The 15,986-nt window shown below is 47.0% G+C and carries 13 protein-coding genes; 7 read left to right on the top strand and 6 right to left on the bottom strand.

Annotation, left to right across the window (positions count from 1 at the left end; genetic code table 11):
• The 3 genes from R8269_RS13560 to sul2 all read right to left on the bottom strand — a co-directional run.
• On the bottom strand, nt 1–80 hold an 80-nt coding region (locus R8269_RS13560), incomplete at its 3' end, for an aminoglycoside phosphotransferase family protein (RefSeq protein ID WP_219564665.1).
• Nucleotides 80–883, bottom strand: a complete 804-nt coding sequence (gene aph(3'')-Ib, locus R8269_RS13555; RefSeq protein ID WP_001082319.1) for an aminoglycoside O-phosphotransferase APH(3'')-Ib — start codon at nt 881–883, stop codon at nt 80–82. The genes R8269_RS13560 and aph(3'')-Ib, both read right to left, overlap by 1 nt.
• Nucleotides 884–943: 60 nt before the next feature.
• A complete protein-coding gene (sul2, locus tag R8269_RS13550) occupies nt 944–1,759 on the bottom strand; it encodes a sulfonamide-resistant dihydropteroate synthase Sul2 (protein ID WP_001043260.1) in 816 nt (271 codons plus the stop codon).
• Between the two features lie 472 nt (nt 1,760–2,231).
• Between sul2 and R8269_RS13545 the strand changes: the two genes are divergently transcribed.
• The 3 genes from R8269_RS13545 (at nt 2,232) to R8269_RS13535 (ending at nt 6,445) form a co-directional block, all read left to right on the top strand.
• Complete coding sequence (locus tag R8269_RS13545) at nt 2,232–3,755, top strand: Na+/H+ antiporter NhaC family protein (protein ID WP_238970196.1); 1,524 nt, start codon at nt 2,232–2,234, stop codon at nt 3,753–3,755.
• A 212-nt stretch (nt 3,756–3,967) separates the two neighbouring features.
• Complete coding sequence (locus tag R8269_RS13540; protein WP_054579030.1) at nt 3,968–5,671, top strand: chitinase; 1,704 nt, start codon at nt 3,968–3,970, stop codon at nt 5,669–5,671.
• Nucleotides 5,672–5,854: 183 nt separating this feature from the next.
• Nucleotides 5,855–6,445, top strand: a complete 591-nt coding sequence (locus R8269_RS13535; protein WP_005381682.1) for an acetate uptake transporter — start codon at nt 5,855–5,857, stop codon at nt 6,443–6,445.
• A gap of 100 nt (nt 6,446–6,545) precedes the next feature.
• Here the strand turns inward: R8269_RS13535 and R8269_RS13530 are convergent, their stop codons facing one another.
• Nucleotides 6,546–8,093: an alanine/glycine:cation symporter family protein gene (locus R8269_RS13530; protein WP_005381681.1), complete on the bottom strand. Its 1,548-nt coding sequence runs from the start codon at nt 8,091–8,093 to the stop codon at nt 6,546–6,548.
• Between the two features lie 307 nt (nt 8,094–8,400).
• Nucleotides 8,401–9,657: a D-amino acid dehydrogenase gene (locus R8269_RS13525; RefSeq protein WP_042521183.1), complete on the bottom strand. Its 1,257-nt coding sequence runs from the start codon at nt 9,655–9,657 to the stop codon at nt 8,401–8,403.
• Between the two features lie 106 nt (nt 9,658–9,763).
• On the opposite strand from R8269_RS13525, the gene R8269_RS13520 reads away from it, so the two are divergent.
• The 4 genes from R8269_RS13520 to R8269_RS13505 all read left to right on the top strand — a co-directional run bounded on the left by R8269_RS13520 (nt 9,764) and on the right by R8269_RS13505 (nt 14,432).
• Nucleotides 9,764–10,675: a LysR substrate-binding domain-containing protein gene (locus tag R8269_RS13520; RefSeq protein WP_042521185.1), complete on the top strand. Its 912-nt coding sequence runs from the start codon at nt 9,764–9,766 to the stop codon at nt 10,673–10,675.
• A 119-nt stretch (nt 10,676–10,794) separates the two neighbouring features.
• Nucleotides 10,795–12,063, top strand: a complete 1,269-nt coding sequence (locus R8269_RS13515; RefSeq protein ID WP_005381677.1) for an O-acetylhomoserine aminocarboxypropyltransferase/cysteine synthase family protein — start codon at nt 10,795–10,797, stop codon at nt 12,061–12,063.
• A 207-nt stretch (nt 12,064–12,270) separates the two neighbouring features.
• The gene (locus R8269_RS13510; RefSeq protein ID WP_137281745.1) at nt 12,271–13,602 is read left to right on the top strand and encodes an aspartate aminotransferase family protein; all 1,332 of its coding nucleotides are present in this window, start codon (nt 12,271–12,273) and stop codon (nt 13,600–13,602) included.
• Entirely contained in the window at nt 13,593–14,432 is an 840-nt protein-coding gene (locus R8269_RS13505) for a 3-keto-5-aminohexanoate cleavage protein (RefSeq protein WP_318222561.1), read from the top strand. The genes R8269_RS13510 and R8269_RS13505 overlap by 10 nt, the downstream gene beginning before the upstream one ends.
• A 75-nt stretch (nt 14,433–14,507) precedes the next feature.
• On the opposite strand, the gene R8269_RS13500 is transcribed toward R8269_RS13505, so the two are convergent.
• The gene (locus R8269_RS13500) at nt 14,508–15,875 is read right to left on the bottom strand and encodes a Na+/H+ antiporter NhaC family protein (protein WP_115385756.1); all 1,368 of its coding nucleotides are present in this window, start codon (nt 15,873–15,875) and stop codon (nt 14,508–14,510) included.
• Nucleotides 15,876–15,986 lie beyond the last annotated feature (111 nt).

Raw genomic sequence — 15,986 nt, 5'->3', positions numbered from 1 at the left:
ACGAGGCTGGAAAAGGTGTCCGCAATGAGAACAGGTTGCGAAACGTGCCAATGAGCAGGAAAAACAGGCGGCATGAACATCAACCCCAAGTCAGAGGGTCCAATCGCAGATAGAAGGCAAGGCGTTCGCGGTCGGGGGCTTCGATCCCCAATACATTGAATAGGACAGCGAAGGCGCGCTCTGCTTCATCTGGCGCTGCCCAGTTCTCTTCGGCGTTAGCAATCATGAGTGCCAAATCGGCATAGCGATCTGCTGTTCCGAGCCGCCCAAGGTCGATCAGACCCGTGCATTGAAGAGTTTTAGGGTCCACCATGAAGTTCGGCATGCAGGGATCACCATGGCAAACAACCATATCGGTGCGCTCTTGGTCGAGCCGCACCGGTAGCTCTCGTTCGACACGAGCCAAAAGATCGAGCTGCGGCGTACTCTTGTCCTCGTCCGGTAAGAAGTCGGGATTGACGGCATTGCGGGACACCACATCAACGGCGCGTCCGAACATTCGCGACAGCCTGCGCTCAAACGGACATTGATCAACCGATAGGCTGTGAACAGCGCCAAGTTGCTGCCCCATTGACGGCCACGCTTTGAGCAAATCCGCTCCAGACAGATCAGCCGCCGGTACTCCCGGAATTGCCGTTATCACCAAGCATGCACCCTCCTGTTCCTCCTGCCAGTTGATCACCTCGGGGCAAGCCACACCTCGACCTTTGAGCCAAATGAGGCGGTCACGCTCTCCAGCGAGCTCACCGCGGCGGGAAGCAGGTGCGATTTTCGCGAAGGCATGCCCGTCACCACGTCGAAAAACAAAATCACCAGATTCTCCGCCTCTGACAGGCAACCAGTCAGAATGCGATTCACCAAAAAAAATATTAGTTCGATTCAATGGAGGTTCCTTCAGTTTTCTGATGAAGCGCGAATATAGAGAAATATCCCGAATGTGCAGTTAACGAATTCTTGCGGTTTCTTTCAGCGCCGCCAATACCGCCAGCCCGTCGCGCAAGGGGCGCGGCTCGTGTGTGCGGATGAAGTCAGCTCCACCTGCGGCGGCGGCAAGCTCTGCAGCGAGTGTCGCGGCCCCGACATCCCCCGGACCACGGCCTGTGAGCGCGCGCAGAAAGGATTTGCGCGAAACAGACAGAAGCACCGGCAAATCGAAGCGCAGCCGCAATTCATCGAACCGCGCCAGCACCGAGAGCGAGGTTTCGGGAGCAGCCCCCAGAAAAAACCCCATGCCGGGATCAAGGACAAGGCGGTTGCGTTTGATACCGGCACCCGTCAGCGCCGCGATGCGCGCGTCAAAGAACGCCGCAATGTGATCCATGATGTCGCCAGCGGGTGCCTCGCGCCGATCTGCCTGCCCGTCTTGCACCGAATGCATAACGACGAGTTTGGCAGATGATTTCGCCAATTGCGGATAGAACGCAGCGTCTGGAAAACCGCGAATATCATTGAGATAGGCTACACCACGCGACAAGGCATAGGCTTGCGTCGCGGGTTGATAACTGTCGAGCGAGACGGGAATGCCATCTGCCTTGAGCGCGTCCAGCACCGGCGCGATACGCGCGATTTCTGTGTCGGACGAAACAGGCGCGGCGTCGGGATTGCTGGATGCCGGACCGAGGTCGATCACATCTGCCCCCTCGGCCATCAGCTTACGCGCCTGCGCAATGGCTGCGTCTGGCGCCAGATACCGGCCTCCATCGGAGAAACTGTCCGAGGTTATGTTGACGATGCCGAAAATGATGAGCGATTTATTCATGGGGGCTTCTATAATAATAATAATCGAGCATGAGTCTCATACGGATGCTCGGGTCGAAAGGGAATCCCCAGGCGAGTAACCTGTTTGCGGTGATCCATTAGCTGCAGGAGCAGAATAGCATACATCTGGAAGCAAAGCCAGGAAAGCGGCCTATGGAGCTGTGCGGCAGCGCTCAGTAGGCAATTTTTCAAAATATTGTTAAGCCTTTTCTGAGCATGGTATTTTTCATGGTATTACCAATTAGCAGGAAAATAAGCCATTGAATATAAAAGATAAAAATGTCTTGTTTACAATAGAGTGGGAATAATTTTCCTCTAGACAGTTGAGTTTATAAGAACCAGCCTTCGGGCTGGTTTTTTTGTACTTCAAGTTTGTGAAGAGGTGGCTCAACTTTTTTGTGAGAAATATATACATGCGGTTAAATTAAATATATATTCATTTTAATTGTTTGATTATCATAAATGGTATTGCTATGGAACAGGCTGACGTTACCTCTCTCATTCCCATCCTTATTACTCTTTTCCTCGCGCTGACCACAAGAAATGTCGTTGTTGGTTTATTCGCCGGTGTGGTGAGTGGTGTCGCTATGCTCGAAGGGACATTTGTCGAAAAAGGGCCACTAGACTCGTTTAGTGCATTGATGAAAAGCTATCTACTGCCGCAATTAACTGACAGCTACAATGCGGGCGTCATTTTGCTCTTGGTCTTTATTGGTGGCTTTGTTGCCTTGATGGAGAAATCTGGCGGTGGTGTGGCGTTTGCTAAAAAGGTTACTCAATGGGTTGCGAGTAAATGCCAAGCTCAACTGTCCGCATGGTTCGGTGGTGTGGTTATTTTCTTCTCAGACCTTGGTACACCACTGATTGTTGGCCCTGTTTTTCGCCCTTTATTTGATAAGTTAAAAGTATCACGCCAAAAATTAGCTTTTATTATCGACTCTACTTCCTCTCCCGTCGCAATCTTGATCCCTTTTATCGGATGGGGCGTTTACATCATGGGATTGATTCAAAAAGAGTTTACTGCCCTGAATGTCAGTATGAGTGATTGGGATGCTTTCATTGGTGCGATCCCGTATCAGTTTTACGCCTTTCTTGCGATCGCGATTGTGCCGATTATCTCTTTCTTCAAATTAGATTTCGGACCGATGGCGAAGGCTGAACAACTAGCAGAGCAGGGCTCTGACTTTGGGAAAGTGCAGGAGTCCATGAATGTGTTTACGCATAAAGATGCAAAATCTAGTTTTGTATGGGCCCCGCTGCTCGTTATGCTGGTGGTTCTATGTACCATCCTCGTGCCACACGGTTTTCCATTTCAAAAAGTGGCAGGATCAACGTTTAGGGCTGCACTTTCTTCTGCATATTTCTTCGCGGCCTTCACTTTAATTGCGCTGATGGCGTTTTATGGCGTAAGAAAGCTTTCGGATGGTATTCAGGTTTATCTGAAAGGGATGTCAAACATGATGTCAGTGGCGGTGATTCTGGTATTGGCTTGGGCGCTTAGCTCGGTTGGGAAAGAATTAGGTGCAGCTGCATACATTGCTGAACAAGCTCAAGCCGGTTTCCCGTACTGGCTATTGCCAGCAGTCGCCTTTTTGCTTGCTGGTGTTATCTCATTCGCTACGGGATCATCTTGGGGGACGTTCGCCATCATGATGCCATTAGTGATCCCAACTGCCGTTGCGATTGATGCACCACTGTTGGTTTGTATTGGTGCGGTATTATCTGGTGGCTTGTTTGGCGATCACTGTTCTCCCATCTCTGAAACTACGATTTTGTCGTCGACAGGAGCGGGGTGTGAACAGTATGAGCACTTCCGTACACAATTGCCTTACGCATTACTCAATGGAATGATCGCATTAGGGTGTTTTCTTTTAGCTGGAATCAACGCCTCACCAGTGATTGTGCTTGCCGCAATTATTTCTCAGTGTGTGGTTTATTTTGTGCTGTCTAAACAAAAGTCAACCGCGAAGCTAGAGGTGGTTTCGGCAGAACAATAAAGAGAGAAACATCACAAAGCGGAGGCTCACAGGGTCTCCGCTTTTCTTTTGAGTCAAGGTAACATTTTTCTTGTGACAAAATGTGTGTGAGGACCTATTTATTCATTTTGTCTCGCAGAATCAACGTACTTGGCTCGGTGTTTCGTATATATGATCCACTATATGTCTAGTTATTCCTCGTATATTGTATTGTTGAAATCCGGAGACTAGACATGTTTGCACTCAAACATCTTCCTCTTGCATTGAGTTGTGTCTTAGCAGCACAAGTGAATGCGAGTATGAATATTCAGCCCGATCCGCAAAATCCGAATGGTTATGTTATTGCTCGTGGTGACGTTCAAGCCGTAGAGCAAAGCAAAACTTCTGATCCTATGTATGCCATTTGGTCACAAGCATTAGAGACACGCCCGAACTCAGTAGTTGAAGCGATTGTTCCAGGGGCGACAACCAACCCAGAAAACGTGAAGCGTGTAGAGCGTGTATTCCCCGAAAGTGAGTGGGACTTCCTGACTCAAATGGCGGCACCTGAATACACTTACACGCGTTTCCTACGTGCAATTGGTAAGTTCCCTGCATTCTGTGGTGAGTACACAGACGGTCGTGATTCGGATGCAATTTGTAAAAAATCGATCATGACAGCGTTTGCTCACTTTGCACAAGAAACCGGTGGCCATATTTCGATCGATAACGTATCGGATAATCCGCTAGGGTTGGAAGAGTGGCAGCAAGCTTTGGTTCATGTGCGAGAAATGGGATGGTCTGAAGGGCAAGAAGGTTACACAACAGGTTGTGGTCAAAATGACTGGCAAAACAAACGCTGGCCATGTGAACCTGGACAAGGTTACTTTGGACGTGGTGCAAAACAGCTTTCTTACCATTTTAACTATGGCGCGTTCTCTGAAGTGATGTTTGATGGTGATGCATCTGTATTGCTAAAAAATCCAGGCTTGGTTGCGGATTCGTGGCTGAACTTAGCATCGGCTATCTGGTTCTTCCTAACCCCACAAGCACCGAAACCTGCAATGCTACATGTGATTGACCGTACTTGGGTGCCTTCACAGCGTGAGCTTGATGCTGGCATTGGTTACGGCTTTGGTACCACCATCAACGTGATCAATGGTGGTATTGAGTGTGGTGAGCAAAACAAGGATAAAGGTCAACCTGTTAACCGTATTCGTTATTGGGAAGGTCTTGCCGCCCATTATCAAATTCCAATTGAAGCCGATGAGACCAATACCTGTTGGCAGCAGACGCCTTACGGTAGCTTAAATCTGAATGGTGCGACAGACGTGTTGTACACCAACTGGGATGGAAACTGGAAATACTACTCAGATCGTCCGGGAGGCCACTCTTTTGAATGTGAACTTGTTGGTTTCCAAACGGCTTACTCTGCGCTAGTTGCGGGTGATTATGAGAAATGTGTAACTAACTTCTACCAATCTCATGCGGGTTGGCCAGAAGTTCGTGTAGTTGACAAGTTAGATCCAGTGGATCCGGTCGATCCGCCTGTAGGTGGTGTGGCAGCTTGGGATTCTGGCAAAGTATATAACACGGGGGAACAAGTCTCTTACCAAGGTGCTGTTTACGAAGCGAAATGGTGGTCACAAGGTAATGAGCCAACGAAAGGAGACCCGTGGAAGCTGGTTTCAGGCACTCCTACGGAGCCGCCTACAACGGAACCTGAACCACCGGTGACTGAGCCAGAGCCGCCCGTCACAGAACCTGAGCCGCCAGTAACCGAGCCAGAACCACCAGTGACAGGCAATTTTATTCAGTGGGAGCCGGGTGTAACGCAAGTCGCTAACGGCGATAAAGTGACGTACCAAAACAAATGTTTTGTCGCAAAAAATGGCCCTGGAGTATGGGAAAGCCCAACGCAAAGCAACTGGTTCTGGGACGAGATTTCTTGTCAGTGATCGAGTAAAAAACAACCTAACCATCTATAAAGACTCTGCTTTTTTTGCAGGGTCTTTTTTTATATATGTAGTGGTTTATTTATGGAATCTAAGTTTTCAATAACAGCTTTTCTCTTTTGTTCTGCAGCCCATTAAAATTCGCGCGCATTTTTTATCAACATTTTTGAAAAAAGGTATTTGTACATGTCGACAAAACTGGCTAACCCAGCACCGCTAGGTCTAATGGGTTTCGGTATGACCACTATTCTGCTCAATATTCATAATGCAGGATTTTTCCCAATTGACTCTATGATTCTAGCGATGGGCATCTTTTACGGTGGCCTTAGCCAAGTAATCGTTGGCATCATGTGTTTTAAACGCGGTGATACGTTCGGCACAACTGCGTTTACTTCTTACGGTCTATTTTGGCTAACATTGGTTGGTCTAATCGTAATGCCTCACATGGGTCTTCCTGCAAGCCCTGCAAGCTTTATGGGTTGGTACCTAGCGCTTTGGGGCATCTTCACTGGTTTCATGTTCATTGGTTCTCTATGTTACCCAACAGCGAAGCAAGTGGTATTTGGTTCTCTAACTATCCTGTTCTTCTTGCTTGCTGCTCGTGATTTCACTGGTAGCGAAGTGATCGGTGCTATCGCTGGCTTCGAGGGTATCTTCTGTGGCGCAAGTGCAATTTACTTTGCAATGGCGCAAGTACTGAACAACGAATTTGGTCGTGAAGTATTACCTGTCGGTAAAGCAAAAATCGCTCGTAAAGTTGAAGCGGTTATCGCCTAAGCTGTTACTCATAATGAAGAAAGGGGGATTAACCATTGGTTAATCCCCCTTTTTTATGTCCTCAATCGGACCACTGCTTTTTCTTATTTATGTGATAACGCTATGTTGATGGTTGCTCAACAGTTTCTGCGCTATTGCTGTCTGCCGTTGGTGCTTTACCCGTTTTACGTCGGTACTTATCTTCCCAGTAATCTGCGCCTTTAATGCCCAGTGCAACAGGGTTAAATGTAAAATCGGTCACACCACGTTTTTGTTGCTCTTCGTAGTCGTTCAATGCTTTGAGTGCAGGCTTCGACATAAAGAAGATGATCAAAATACCGATGATGTTTAGCCACGCCATCAGTCCTACGCCTACATCACCCATCGCCCATGCTAAGTTGGCGGTTTTCACGGTTCCGTAGAACACGGATGAAATAATGATGACTTTCAGAATAAACATCAGTCCATTTACTTTGAACGTACGACGAATGTAAGCAATGTTCGTTTCTGCAATGTAGTAGTAAGCCAGAATGGTCGTAAACGCGAAGAAGAATAGAGCGATTGCGATGAATGGCTTACCCACGCCAGGTAGTGCGCTTTCGATCGCCATCTGTGTAAACACAGGGCCATTTGCACCAATATCCGCTGGTAGGTTTTGAACCAGGAATGTACCTTCAATCGCACCATTTACGTTGTACGCGCCAGTGATAAGAATCATGAACGCGGTTGCTGAACACACAAGTAATGTATCGATGTAAATAGAGAAAGATTGAACAAGACCTTGCTGAGCTGGGTGATCAACACTCGCTGCTGCTGCTGCGTGAGGACCAGTACCTTGACCTGCTTCGTTGGAGTAGACACCACGTTTTACACCCCAGCCGATTGCTGCACCAACGCCTGCCATTGGTGTGAACGCGTCACCAATGATCATGCCGAAAATGCGTGGAACCTCACCAATGTTTAGAAGGATGATGACAAACGCAGTAATGATGTAAGCTAACGCCATAAATGGCACAACGACTTGGGTAAAGTTCGCGATACGCTTTACGCCACCAAAAATGATGAAAGCCAAAATGACACAAACAACCGTACCAGTGAAAATTTTAGCAAAACTGAAGGTACCAATAGCGGTTTCAATCATGTCACCTGAGCCAAATGCGGCTTCTACTGCGTTACCGATACTGTTCGATTGAACGCCAGGAAGTAGAACACCACAAGCAAAGATGGTCGCGATAGCAAAGATCCAAGCGTACCATTTTTGTCCCATTGCTTTCTCAATATAGTAAGCAGGGCCACCACGGAACTCGCCTTCGTCTTCTTCTTTATAAATTTGTGCAAGTGTTGATTCTGCGTATGCGGTTGCAGCGCCAAAGAAGGCTACGACCCACATCCAGAATACGGCGCCTGGGCCACCGAAACCGATAGCAGCAGCAACACCAGCAATGTTACCTGTACCTACACGGCCAGACAGTGAAACGGCAAGTGCCTGAAATGATGATATCCCTTTTGTTGAACTCTTCCCTGAAAGTAATAAGCGCCACATCTCAAAGAAGTGACGAATTTGTACAAAACGCGTCATGATTGAATAGAACAAACCTGCGCCAAGGCACAAATAGATCAGTACCGGGCTCCAAATAATTCCATTCAGAAAATCAACTAATGACTGCATGAGTATTTTCCCTGTTAGTTGTGTTTGTGGTTGTTTTTCACACAATACATTACCCTTTATGTAATGCAATTGTTAACTTTTTTAGCTACAAATCCTTTGTAGCGTGATGATGAACACAGAATGGAGAGTAGTTGTTAAAATTTGGTTCTTGTTGCTTATTTGCTCCTTTTAGGTAGAAGATTTGCCTGATGATTAATTATGCAGCACATTGTCATTTAAATGTGCTGCGATTTTGATGAGTTAAAAATGCCAGTGGTTATGCATTTTGTGGAGTAAGTGTCTGCCTGTTTTTTGTTCAGTCATGTCCTCAGGCGTAACGACAAAGGTTAAGCTCCGCATTATCCATCACTTTTGTTTTTTCACCTTTCATTACGCTTGCTAGCAATTGACCTGAACCACAAGCCATCGTCCAACCCAGAGTTCCGTGTCCGGTGTTAGTAAAAAGGTTATCGTATTTAGTCGCGCCGATAATTGGTGTGCCATCAGGCGTCATTGGCCTAAAGCCGCTCCAAAACTCAGCTTGGCTGAAGTCACCACAACGAGGAAAAAGATCACGGATGACCATTTCGATAGTGTTTTTGCGCTTTTGTGGAAGGGAAGTATCAAACCCTGCTAATTCTGCGGTGCCAGCTACGCGAATTCTGTCATCAAATCGAGTCATAGCGACTTTATAGGTTTCATCCATCACAGTAGATCGAGGAGAGAAGTGTTCATCTTCCATCGGGATGGTGAGTGAATAGCCTTTGACAGGGTAGACCGGAATATCAATATCGAGTTGCTTGAGTAGCGCTGTAGAGTAGCTGCCAGAGGCCACTACATATTGGTCTGCTTTAAATTGTCCTCGGTTCGTTTGGACACCTATGATCTTTTTGCCTACTGTAACCCAATTGCTTACTTCAGTATCGAACTCAAATCGGACACCGTGTGCCTTAGCAAGCTCCGTTAGTTGTTGGCAAAATTGATGGCAATCGCCCGTTTCGTCATCAGGTAGATGCAAGCCACCAACCAGTTTGTCTTTCACAAGTGCAAGCCCTGGCTCTTGTTCAATACATTGTTCGACGTCCATTAGCTTAAATCGGGTTCCGCTTTGTTCAAGGAGCTGCATGTCCTTTTCAATAGCTTGCAGCTGTTGATGTGTTCGGAATACTTGCAAGGTCCCAAACTGACGTCCTTGATACTCAATGGCGTGTTCTTGGCGTAACTGTTCTAAGCAAATACGGCTGTGGTTAGCGATCGAAAGCATGCGAGCCTTGTTAACTTGATAGCGAGGTAGGGTGCAGTTCGCGACCATTTTACTCGCCCAGCGGATCATGTCGGCATTCAGAGTGGGTTTGATTTTAAGTGGAGCATGCTCTTCCATTAACCACTTAATGGCTTTAACAGGAACACCAGGCGCAGCCCAAGGCGAAGAATAGCCATACGAGATCTGCCCGGCATTGGCGAAGCTCGTTTCCATGGCACTGCTTGGTTGGCGGTCAATGACGGTAACTTGATAGCCTGCTTGAGATAAATACCAAGCAGAGGTTAAGCCGATAACGCCGCTGCCTAATACGATGACTTCCATTGATGCACTCCACACATTTATCAGAGTGCTCAGTTTCTTTTCTTTACCTTTTATTAACAATCGATATAAATTACACACAGTGTTTAGAAAAACTATAGGCTCAAGGATGAAAAGTAATCTGATAAGTGGTTTGTGCCTATTTAGCCAAGTCGCGGAGTACAGTAGCTTTACTGGTGCCGCAAGACATTTACACCTCACCACTGGTGCCATAAGCCAACAAATTATTCATTTGGAAGCGTTATTAGGTTTTACTTTATTTGAACGCCACTCTCGCGGTATTCGTTTAACCGTAAAAGGCACTCAGTTACACCAAGCGACGCAGTTTCACTTTTCGGAACTGAGCAAATTGCTTGATGAGCTCAAAGTAGAAAAGCAAACCAATGAAATTCGTTTGAAGTTGACGCCTTCTTTTGCTTTCAAATGGTTAGTCCCAAAGCTCGAAAGCTTCCATCATGATAATCCGGATATCCAAGTACAAATCTTTGCGGAAGGTGCGCTGGTAAATAGTGAGATAAAAGACTATGACGTCGCAATTGACTATGGTCTTCATCCTTATAGAAATGCTAACGCGGAGCTGATTTTGGATGAGCATCTGCTACCGGTGATGAGTCCAAAATACCTTGAGGATCATGGCTGGCTAAAAACGTTGTTTGGTGAGCAAAAAAACTCAATGCCAGTGAAGCAATGGCAAGAGGCGACGCTACTACACGATGCGATGCCATGGGAAAAAGCGACGCGTGACTATGAGTGGCTATATTGGGCGTCAGCGATGGGGTTGGATTTTAAAACCGATGTCGGACACTTTTTTAATCGAACGGATATGGCGATGTCTGCAGCCGAAGCTGGCGTTGGGATTGCGATGGCTCGAATGGCATTGATTGAGGATGAATTGACGACAGAGCGTTTGGTTTCTCCATTCAAACCGATTCCTGCCAATGCAGGGTATTACTTGATCATGAACACACGTACGAATGCGACAGAAACGTTTCGTCACTGGTTACTTGGACAGTTGAATTAGCGTTTTATCTCTGTGATTTATCCCTACGTTATTTGTTGAAAAATTGGGCAATATAAGTTTTATAAGCAAGGTAAGTGCTTTGCTTGCCGCTATTTGAGTGATGAAAGACAGGGAAGAACATGAAAGACGAAACGCTATCCATCCATTTTGGTTACGAAACTGACCCGACCACCAAATCTGTCGCGACACCGATTTATCAAACAGTCGCGTACGAGTTTGACAACGCGCAGCACGGCGCTGATCTGTTTAACTTGGAAGTGCCGGGGAATATCTACACTCGCATCATGAATCCGACTAACGATGTTCTGGAAAAACGCATGGCGGCGTTAGAAGGCGGCATTGCTGGATTGGTCGTGAGTGCGGGGAGTGCAGCGATTAACTATGCGATTCTGACCTTAGCGCAAGCGGGCGATAACATCGTTTCTACGCCGCAACTTTATGGCGGTACTTATACCTTGTTTGCGCACATGCTGCCAAATCAGGGTATTCAGGTGAAGTTTGCTAAAGATGACAAGCCAGAAAGTTTGGCCGAGTTAATTGATGAAAATACCAAAGCGGTGTACTGCGAGAGCATTGGTAACCCTGCAGGTAATATCATCGATTTAGAACGTGTGGCGGAGCTTGCTCACGCACAAGGCGTGCCTGTGATTGTGGATAACACCGTCGCGACGCCAGTGCTGTGCAAACCCATCGAGTTCGGTGCGGATATCGTAGTTCACTCTCTCACTAAATACGTTGGTGGGCATGGCACCACATTGGGTGGCGTGATTGTGGATTCAGGTAAATTCCCTTGGGCGCAGCACAAAGACCGCTTTCCTGTTTTCAACCAACCAGAACCTTCTTACCACGGCGTGGTGTATACCGAAGCGTTTGGTGAGGCGGCATTTATCGGGCGTGCGCGTACCGTACCACTGCGTAATACCGGAGCCGCATTATCACCGATGAATGCATTTATGCTTATGCAAGGGCTAGAAACGTTACCGCTGCGTATGGAGCGCCATACCGAGAACACACTCAAAGTGGCTGAATTCTTGGAACAGAATGACAAAGTCAGTTGGGTAAGTTATGCCGGATTGCCAAGTTCTGAACACTTCCATCTCGCCGAAAAATACATGAAAGGTAAGCCTTCTGCGATTTTGTCGTTTGGTTTAAAAGATGGTTATGACGCTGGTGTGCGTTTTTATGATGCTTTGAAAATCTTTAAGCGTTTGGTGAACATTGGCGATGCAAAATCATTGGCTTGTCATCCTGCATCGACGACTCATCGTCAATTGAGCGAAGCAGAACAAAAACAAGCTGGTGTGTCTCCAGAGATGATTCGTTTATCGGTGGGTATTGAACATATTGACGATATTCTAGCCGATTTAGAACAGGCACTAAACGCGTAAACGATTCTGTTTTTAGCTTTGGGTTACCCATAGGCCAGCCTTTAAAAAAGCTGGCCTATTTTTATTTTATTGTTTAAATATCAAGGGTTTTGGTGTTTTTGGTTTGTGGCATTCCAAAAGCTCATAGAGGGTGAGATTTATTCTCTTGTCACGTTTGGGTTTGTTCCTGATGATGTGTGCAAGTATTACACATTGGAAGGGACTCAAATGTCTTACGTATTTCACCGTCATTGCCATGCCACGCTACCAATCATCGATAGAGGTGAAGGTGTTTATCTATTCGATAAGCATGGAAAGCAGTATCTCGATGCTTGTGGTGGTGCTGCGGTATCAAACCTTGGCCACAGTCATCACGCCGTTAAAAAAGCCATGTTGGAACAGATCGAGCGAGTGCCATTTGCTCATACTGGATTTTTTACTAGTGACAACAGTGAGCGCCTAGCAGAATTGATTTGTCAGCATATGCCTGAACAGTTCAACCATGTGTATTTAGTCAGTGGAGGATCAGAAGCGGTGGAGTCGGCACTAAAAATGGCGCGGCAGTATTTCGTGGAATCAGGTAAGCCAGAGAAAAAGCAATTCATCGCGCGTCAGCAAAGTTATCACGGTAATACCTTGGGGGCTCTGGCTGTCGGAGGTAATGAATGGCGACGTGAACCGTTCAAACCCATCTTACACCCGAGCCATCATATCGCCCCTTGCTATGCTTATCGTTATCAGCAGAGTCATGAGTCGGAATTGGATTACTCATTGCGAGCGGCGAATGAGCTAGAGGCAAAAATTCTTGAGTTGGGGGCTGATAATGTCATGGCTTTTGTCGCTGAGCCCATTGTGGGAGCCACCGCTGGAGCTGTGCCTGCCACACAAGGTTACTTCAAGCGTATTCGCGAAATATGCGACCAATACGATGTGTTATTGATCTTGGATGAAGTCATGTGTGGCGTTGGACGCAGTGGCAGTTTTTTTGCGTTTGAGCAAGAAGAGGCAGAACCCGATCTGGTGTGTATGGCTAAAGGGCTTGGTGCGGGTTATCAACCTATTGGCGCGGTGGTTGCGAATGATCGAGTCTATCAAGCTATTGCTGATGGAAGCGGTTTTTTCCAACATGGTCATACTTTTATGGCGCACCCTGTGGCGTGCGCTGCTGCCGTGGCGACCATTCAAACCATCTTCCAAGATAATTTGTTAACGGCGGTGAATCGGCAAAGTGCTTTGCTGCGTAATGAGCTTACTTCTGCATTGGCCCATTTACCGTACATTGGCGACATTCGTGGTAAAGGTTTGTTTTTTGGCATTGAGCTGGTGGCGGATCAAGAAAGCAAGGCGCCTCTGAGTAAAGCCACATTGGCAGACAAACGCATCAAACAGCGAGCAATGGAAAATGGCTTAATGTGCTATCCAATGGGCGGAACGATTGATGGCGTTAATGGGCACCATATCTTGCTTGCGCCGCCATTCATTATTCAGCCTCACCATATTGATGAGCTAGTTGGCAAACTCTCATTAACGCTAAAAGAGGTAGCGAAGGAATGGAATTAGAAAATCGATTTATACGAGAGCCTATCGCTATTATCGTGGCCCCAAACGGTGCAAGAAAAACTAAGCACGATCACGCCAGCTTACCCATGACAACAGACGAACTGGTTGCAGAGGCTATCGCTTGTCAAACGGCAGGGGCTGCCATGATCCATTTGCATGCTAGAGACGCCAACGGACGTCATTCATTAGACATCGACGACAACATGGCAATTTACCATGCCGTGAAAGAAGCGGTGGGACAAAACATGATGGTACAGCTCACCACAGAGGCGGTGGGCTTGTATTCTCCGCCACAACAGATGGCGTTAGTTAAAGCTGTGAAACCAGAAGCGGCTTCTTTTGCATTGAGGGAGTTAATCCCTGATCGCGCAAGTGAGAAAGAAGGGCATGCCTTTTTCCATTGGGTGGCAGAACACAACATCGTGAGCCAAATTATTCTCTACGATGCAACCGACATTGAACGTTATTTCCAACTGCGTGATGCGGGCGTGTTACCTAAAACGCATCAGCATGCATTAGTGGTGTTAGGGCGTTATCACCAAGCTCAACAGTCTTCGCCATGGGATTTACGAGGTTTGAATTTGGCGCGTTTTGTCGAGGAAGAAATTCGATGTGCCATTTGTGCTTTTGGCGCGCGAGAGCAAGACTGTTTAGCGAGTGCGATGTTACTTGGATTCGATGTGAGAGTGGGGTTTGAGAATAACCACGTCGATGTGGCAGGCGAATTAGCAATCAGTAACGCGGCTCAGGTGGAAGCTCTACGCGATGTGGCGCATCGCTTTGCTATTCCTTTACACAGTGCGCAAAGTTTGCGTTCAGCTTTGAAGTAAATCTGCTCGCGGAAAAGAAAAAAAAGAAGAAAGGAAAGTAAAAAGGCTCCATCGGAGCCTTTTCGGTATTTGTCGTTAGTTCTCAGTTTGCGCTACAGGTTGACGAGCGGGGTGTTTGATAAACACCGCGACAACAGCCGCTATCGCTAATGCAAAACAGTAGTAAGAATTGGCAACTACTTCAAGTGGCGAGAGGTTGAACACGGAACCTAGCAGCAGTACTTGAGCACCGTAAGGCAACACGCCTTGCACCACGCATGAGAAAATGTCTAACAAGCTTGCTGAGCGGCGAGGAGAGACATTATTCTCTTCCGCCAGTTGGCGAGCAACGCTGCCCGATACAATGATGGCTACGGTGTTGTTTGCCGTACAGCCATTGACCATTGATACCAAACCTGCAATACCTAGCTCGCTTGCACGACTGTTCGCATGCTTAGAGTGACTAGAGCCAAACGCGTGGATAAGGCTACTAACGAAATTTGTTAGAAAAGCAAGACCACCTTGGCGACGCATCAGTTCACTCAAACCACCAATCAGCATGGATAACAAGAAGATCTCTTGCATGTTACCAAAGCCTTTGTAAACGTCTTGGGCTAGATTAGTTAGTCCGTAATTGTCAATCGATGCCAAGCTCACGCCGCCAGCCAAAAGAATGCCAATCGACAGAACCACAAACACATTCACACCAGATACCGCTAGGATCAAAATAGTGATGTACGGCAAGACTTTTAGCCACTCAATATCGCCAGTTGCAGGCACTTGAGTCGCGGTACTGTTGAAAGCGAACACTACAATCGCGATCAACGCCGCAGGTAAAGCAATACGAATGTTCTCTTTAAACTTGTCTTTCATCTCACAACCTTGAGAGCGTGTCGCCGCGATGGTGGTGTCAGAGATGATAGAAAGGTTATCACCAAACATAGCGCCGCTCAGTACAACGCCTGCGGTTAACGGTAAGCTCATTCCTGCTGATTCAGCAATACCCAACGCTACGGGGGCAACGGCTGCGATGGTACCCATCGAAGTCCCCATTGCTGTTGCGATAAAAGCAGAAATCAGAAAAATGCCTGGTAAAATCATGCTGGTTGGAATAGCGGATAAACCAAGGTTTACTGTTGCATCAACACCGCCAGAGGCTTTTGCTACCGCAGCAAAGGCACCTGCAAGCAGATAGATCATACACATTGCGATTATGTCTGGGTGGCCAACACCACGCATGAAGTGTTCGATTGAGCGGTTAAGTTTCTCTTTACTTAAAAGAAACGCAATGATGATGGCTGGTAATACCGCGATGGGTGCAGGCAGCTGGTAGAAGGCAAATTCCACGCCTTGCAAAGATAAGTAAGTGCCTACGCCAATAAATAGCGCAAGGAATACAATTAATGGGATCAGTGCGACCGCAGACGGTGCAACTGTTTTAGTAGTTTGTTGGGAACCGGACATGTAAACGACAATGTTAATGATAAGAGAGAAGAGCAGACTAATATCACATTTCTACATTGTCAACGTCTAGACGTCTAAATGGCTGTTTAAATTTTACACGTAAAGAAAAAG

The organism is Vibrio sp. Vb0667 (genome assembly GCF_033391095.1).
Note: the sequence above shows the minus strand (reverse complement) of the source record. Positions and strands in the feature narration are given on the sequence as shown.

Excerpts from the sequence above, each read along its gene's own strand:
- sul2 (WP_001043260.1), bottom strand. The coding sequence starts at position 1,759 with ATGAATAAATCGCTCATCATTTTCGGCATCGTCAACATAACCTCGGAC.
- R8269_RS13520 (WP_042521185.1), top strand. The coding sequence starts at position 9,764 with ATGAAAAGTAATCTGATAAGTGGTTTGTGCCTATTTAGCCAAGTCGCG.
- R8269_RS13530 (WP_005381681.1), bottom strand. The coding sequence starts at position 8,093 with ATGCAGTCATTAGTTGATTTTCTGAATGGAATTATTTGGAGCCCGGTA.
- R8269_RS13525 (WP_042521183.1), bottom strand. The coding sequence starts at position 9,657 with ATGGAAGTCATCGTATTAGGCAGCGGCGTTATCGGCTTAACCTCTGCT.
- R8269_RS13510 (WP_137281745.1), top strand. The coding sequence starts at position 12,271 with ATGTCTTACGTATTTCACCGTCATTGCCATGCCACGCTACCAATCATC.
- R8269_RS13540 (WP_054579030.1), top strand. The coding sequence starts at position 3,968 with ATGTTTGCACTCAAACATCTTCCTCTTGCATTGAGTTGTGTCTTAGCA.
- R8269_RS13535 (WP_005381682.1), top strand. The coding sequence starts at position 5,855 with ATGTCGACAAAACTGGCTAACCCAGCACCGCTAGGTCTAATGGGTTTC.
- R8269_RS13515 (WP_005381677.1), top strand. The coding sequence starts at position 10,795 with ATGAAAGACGAAACGCTATCCATCCATTTTGGTTACGAAACTGACCCG.
- R8269_RS13545 (WP_238970196.1), top strand. The coding sequence starts at position 2,232 with ATGGAACAGGCTGACGTTACCTCTCTCATTCCCATCCTTATTACTCTT.
- R8269_RS13505 (WP_318222561.1), top strand. The coding sequence starts at position 13,593 with ATGGAATTAGAAAATCGATTTATACGAGAGCCTATCGCTATTATCGTG.
- R8269_RS13500 (WP_115385756.1), bottom strand. The coding sequence starts at position 15,875 with ATGTCCGGTTCCCAACAAACTACTAAAACAGTTGCACCGTCTGCGGTC.